The sequence below is a fragment of the Mesobacillus sp. genome (assembly GCF_047739415.1).
GTDB lineage: Bacteria > Bacillota > Bacilli > Bacillales > Cytobacillaceae > Mesobacillus.
The window spans coordinates 1-5,078 of record NZ_JBIQOE010000138.1 but is presented as its reverse complement, the minus strand read 5'-3'; the positions used below and the strand labels follow the sequence as shown (position 1 = coordinate 5,078).

The following is a 5,078-nucleotide window of genomic DNA, read 5'->3' as shown; positions in this document are numbered from 1 at the left end:
CAGCCAGTCGCCACGAATGACACAGCAGAAGGCAAGGCAAGGAACCGTCGGGTTGAGATTTTAATCCTTCCACGCACAAGCAACAATCTGGGACAATAAGACGAAGAACCGCTGCCAAGCTGTATGGCGGCGGTTTTTTATAGTTAAGGAAACTATAAAATTTTTGAGTTGTGGATAACTTCATGAGGTTTTCTTAATCCAGCTCCAGCGCCTAGCCCCTCGAGACGCTTCGGTCCGCACAATGAAGTCAAAGAACGACTTCACCGGTCGGCCCTCCAGCGCTTGTCGGGGCTTAACGAGGCGCTTGCGCTTTTTGTTCTGATTAAATTAGGAGCAATTCTGGGACGTGATTAACAGAGAGGAGAGCTTGCGCCCGAGAAGAGAGCGAATTTGGTATTTCGGTCACAAGTAGAGCTAACATGTACCAGAGATGAGAGCGTCAACGGTATTTCGGTCAAAATGTACCTAAAAAGAGAGAGGGCAACCACTTTCAAGGTAATTTGTAACTTTTTAACAGTGTTACCGTCAAATTCATAAATAGAAGTGTTTCAAGGGGGCTTTTCATTGTTAAAGAAGATGTTTTATATGGTTCTTTTGTTTGTTTTCCTACTTGGCGGCTGCAGCGGGGGCATGTCACAGGATGATAGTAAAATGAGTGCTGATGGTGACAGGAATTCTAGCATGGAAAATGTTAGTGAAGGTGAAATTGGTTTTTCAGAATCTGATAAAGCAGATTCCGGAGAGGATGCAAAAGCAGAGGGTCAAGCCAGCCAAAAGATAGAAGAAGCGGCTGCTCAGCGGATGGTCATCTATAATGCCGAGATGGATATCAGAGTGATCAACTTTGAAAAAGCACGTAATGCTCTTGAACAGAAAGCAAAAGCATACAATGGATATATTGTACAGTCTAATTCAAATCGTTATGATGGCGAACAGCAAAGTGGAACGATGACGTTCAGGATTCCCCAGGAGCATTTTCATGCGTTCTTGAATGATGCTGAAGGTCTTTCAGTTCAAGTTAATAATCGCCACGTAAGCGGGCAGGACGTTACAGAGGAATATGTTGACCTGGAATCTCGGTTGAAATCAAAGAAGGCCGTTGAAGCCAGACTGTTGGACTTCATGAAGCAGGCGCAAAAAACTGAGGATCTTTTGAAAATTTCATCTGATTTAGCAGATGTCCAGGAACAGATTGAACAAATAGCGGGCAGGAAGAAGTTCCTCGAAAACCAGACAGCACTTTCGACTGTAACCATCACTCTGCAAGAAAATGAAGTGCCATTCCCTAAAATAGATAATGACAGCCTGAACACCTGGCAGAAAATAAAGAAACAATTTGCTGATAACATCAACATCTTGCTAGCAGCTGGTTCGGGAATAATCGTGTTCCTGGTAGGTAATCTTCCTATCCTCATATTAGTAGCCATGATTGTGGCAGCAATCATTTATTTTGTCAGAAAGAAGACAAAATCAGGCCAAAAAAACAATGTCGATTCAAACAGCTAGTAAAAAAACCGTTGCGATAAATAATTCGCAACGGTTTTTCTTTTAAACCTCCATAATAATCGGCAGGATCATTGGACGGCGTTTTGTTTTTTCATAAAGGAAAGGTGCAAGAGTATCAGTGATTTCATTTTTGATTTCTGACCACTGAGTCGTTTTTCTTTCCATCACCTTATTTAAATGCTTATTGATTAAGCTCTGGGCGTCGTTGATCAAGTCACCGGACTCTCTCATGTAGACAAATCCGCGTGAGATCAGGTCTGGGCCTGCTGCAATTTTGAATTCCTTCATATTGATGCTTACCACAACAACGACAAGCCCCTCCTCGGAAAGGATTCGGCGGTCGCGAAGAACGATATTTCCGATATCGCCAACTCCGCTTCCATCAATGTAAACATTGCCGGAAGGAATCTTGCCAGCGACGCTAACTTCATTATCGCCAAGAGCAAGTACTTCACCGTTATCCATGATGAAGCAGTTCTCTTCAGGAACTCCACAATCAGTAGCAAGTTTCGAATGCATCTTCTGCATGCGGTACTCACCATGGATTGGCATGAAGTATTTTGGTTTGATCAGGCGAAGCATCAATTTCTGTTCCTCCTGACCACCATGACCTGAAGTATGGATGTCATTCAATGATCCGTGGATAACATCAGCACCTGCTCGGGAAAGCATGTTGATGGTCCTGTTAACACTGATGGTGTTACCAGGGATTGGTGAAGACGAAAATACAACTGTATCGCCAGGCTGAATTTGGATTTGGCGGTGTGTACCGTTCGCAATCCTTGATAAAGCAGCCATTGGCTCGCCCTGGCTTCCAGTACAAAGGATTGTAACCTGGTTAGCAGGGAGTCTGTTGATTTGCTGCGCCTCAATGAATGTATCCTTTGGTGCAGAGATATAGCCTAGTTCTTGTCCGATATTGATAGCTGATTCCATGCTTCGCCCGAATACGGCAACTTTTCTGCCGTTAGCAACTGCTGCTTCAACAACCTGCTGCAAGCGATGAATATTGGAAGCGAAGGTAGCGAAGATGACCCGCCCATCGACTTTTCGGAAAATATCATGGATGCTTTCGCCAACACGGCGCTCAGACATCGTGAAATGTGGAACTTCGGCATTTGTGCTGTCCGATAGCAAGCAAAGGACACCTTCTTTGCCGATTTCAGCCATTTTGGTCAAATTGGCTGGCTCACCTACTGGTGTAAAGTCAAACTTGAAATCCCCAGTATGGACAATTTGCCCAGGAGGCGTTTTCACTACGACACCATATGAATCAGGGATACTGTGTGTAGTCCTGAAGAAAGTGACTGATGTTTTACGGAACTTGATGATATCTTCTTCTTTGATTTCAATCAACTTTGCTTTCCGCAATAATCCATGCTCTTCAAGCTTGTTTCTGATCAGGCCAAGTGCAAGCTTGCCGCCATAAATAGGGACATTGATTTCCCTCAGCAAATAAGGAATGCCGCCGATGTGGTCTTCATGGCCATGTGTAATGAAAAGGCCTTTGATTTTGTCTTCATTTTTTACCAAGTACGAATAGTCAGGGATAACATAATCGATGCCGAGCAATTCATCCTCTGGGAATTTTATGCCGGCATCGATCAGGATGATCTCATCCTGGAACTGCACCCCGTAGGTGTTCTTACCGATTTCGCCTAATCCACCGAGCGCGAAAACGGCTGTTTGGTCATTTTTAACGAATTTCATAAATTATTCGATCTCCAATACTTCAAAGTCTTCTTTTTGCTTCTCGTACTCAAAATAGTTACCCTCAACTGCCTCGACATATTCAATATTATATTGGCGGTCAGCTATTTTTGTCCGTACATCTCTCTCAGAGTCAGCTTTTACATAAATGGTTTGCGTTTTCTCGCGAACTGGTACTTGCTTGTTTGATTCCTGGAAGTATACTTTAAAAATCATTAAAAATCTCTCTCCTTAAATTAACTTTTTCTATTTTATAGGCAATTTTTCGATGAAACGTTTTGCAGGTTTATGCGATTCCCGGTCTGAAAAATCCAAAGGTAGACGAACTTAAATAAGTAGGTAAAGCATAAGTCTGTCAAAACAATATTCGAAATCAGCCATATATAAAAATTAACAATGTTACCATTGTTATTATCCATCCTGCCATGTTTTCCGCTATTAACCAATTTACAATAAGGAAGGAGCCCTTCGCAAGTTTGAAGGGCTCAAAAAGTTAAGCGATTGTTTTTTTTCGAAGCAAATCTTTCCACTGTTTTAAAAGCTTCTTTCTTAGCTTCTTTAACATAGTGGATCATCTCCTTAGTTCTTATTTTAAACTATCCTTGTCCAAAGTAAAGTAAACAAGGAAAAGTTTAGCAAAGATTATTTTTCAAATTCCTATCTTTTTGTTTATATTATATGATGAAATAGCAAATTTTTTCATGGTTATTGATGGAATGACATAAATTGTCATTGTTTTGACACAGTTTTTCATTTCTTATTTCTGTACACGCACCAGTGAATTTGATAGACTACCGTGATTAATACATATAAGTTCAAGAGGCTTTTTGTTTTAAACAAATATTATGAAAAGAGCAGTTGGGAAAAAATAAGAACAATACTTTCAAGAAAAGCATCGAAGGAGAAGATCATGAGTAAAATTGTATTTTTTGATATTGATGGTACATTGCTGGACCATGATAAAAACTTGCCGGACTCTACAAAAGAGGCAATTGTAACATTAAAGAATAATGGGGTTTTTGTTGCCATCGCTACAGGAAGGGCTCCATTTATGTTTGAATACCTGAGAGAAGAGCTGGATATTGATTCTTTTGTGAGCTTTAACGGACAATATGTTGTGTTCGAAGGGGAGCCAATCTACCAGAATCCTTTGAATAATGGAAAGATAGAAGAACTTTATTTTGAAGCTGCTGATAAGGGGCACCCAGTCGTTTTTATGAACCATATGACGATGAAATCCTCAGTGAAGCACCACGAATACATCAAAACAAGCCTGGGAGGCCTGAAGTTCGCCCATCCTGAACATGATGACCGGTTTTATGTGGACCGGGACCTCTATCAAACGCTATTGTTCTGTGAAGAAGGCCAGGAAAAGTATTATAGGGAGACCTACCCTGAGTTTAACTTTATCAGGTGGCACCCATACTCTGTTGATATTCTGCCAGCAGGAGGGTCTAAAGCGGAAGGAATTAAGAAGATGGTGGACCGATTAGGTTTCAAACAGGAAGATGTATATGCTTTTGGTGATGGGTTGAATGACCTTGAAATGATTCAAGCCGTCGGTACGGGGATTGCCATGGGCAATTCTGTTCCTGAATTGAAGAAACTGGCAAATAAAGTAACCCGAGATGTAGATGACGACGGTATCTGGCATGGATTGAAAGAGCTGAAGTTGATTTAGATCATTGCAATTCGAGATAAAACGAAACAAATTTGATGTGATGTGCCTGATGATATTCAGTAGTGATAATAGGAAAACGAAAAAGCTGTCAAGAAACCGTAGGAATTATGACAGGTTGAAGGGGTAAACCAGAAAAGCTGTCAAGAATAAGCCGTAATTATGACAGCTTCAAGCCCATTGG

The 5,078-nt window shown here is 41.3% G+C and carries 4 protein-coding genes and 1 pseudogene; 3 read left to right on the top strand and 2 right to left on the bottom strand.

Annotated features, from left to right (window positions below; translation table 11 throughout):
- Window positions 1–99 (top strand): annotated as a pseudogene (locus ACH0QE_RS10955) (flagellar motor protein MotB); the annotation flags it as partial.
- 465 nt (window positions 100–564) lie between these two features.
- Window positions 565–1,506 carry a DUF4349 domain-containing protein gene (locus tag ACH0QE_RS10950; protein WP_415800716.1) on the top strand — a complete coding sequence of 314 codons (942 nt, stop codon included), beginning with the start codon at window positions 565–567 and terminating at the stop codon, window positions 1,504–1,506.
- 42 nt (window positions 1,507–1,548) lie between these two features.
- Here the strand turns inward: ACH0QE_RS10950 and rnjA are convergent, their stop codons facing one another.
- The gene (gene rnjA / locus ACH0QE_RS10945; protein ID WP_415800715.1) at window positions 1,549–3,216 is read right to left on the bottom strand and encodes a ribonuclease J1; all 1,668 of its coding nucleotides are present in this window, start codon (window positions 3,214–3,216) and stop codon (window positions 1,549–1,551) included.
- Window positions 3,217–3,219: 3 nt separating this feature from the next.
- Window positions 3,220–3,432, bottom strand: a complete 213-nt coding sequence (locus ACH0QE_RS10940) for a DNA-dependent RNA polymerase subunit epsilon (protein WP_415800714.1) — start codon at window positions 3,430–3,432, stop codon at window positions 3,220–3,222.
- Window positions 3,433–4,126: 694 nt separating this feature from the next.
- On the opposite strand from ACH0QE_RS10940, the gene ACH0QE_RS10935 reads away from it, so the two are divergent.
- Window positions 4,127–4,897 carry a Cof-type HAD-IIB family hydrolase gene (locus ACH0QE_RS10935; RefSeq protein WP_415800713.1) on the top strand — a complete coding sequence of 257 codons (771 nt, stop codon included), beginning with the start codon at window positions 4,127–4,129 and terminating at the stop codon, window positions 4,895–4,897.
- Window positions 4,898–5,078 lie beyond the last annotated feature (181 nt).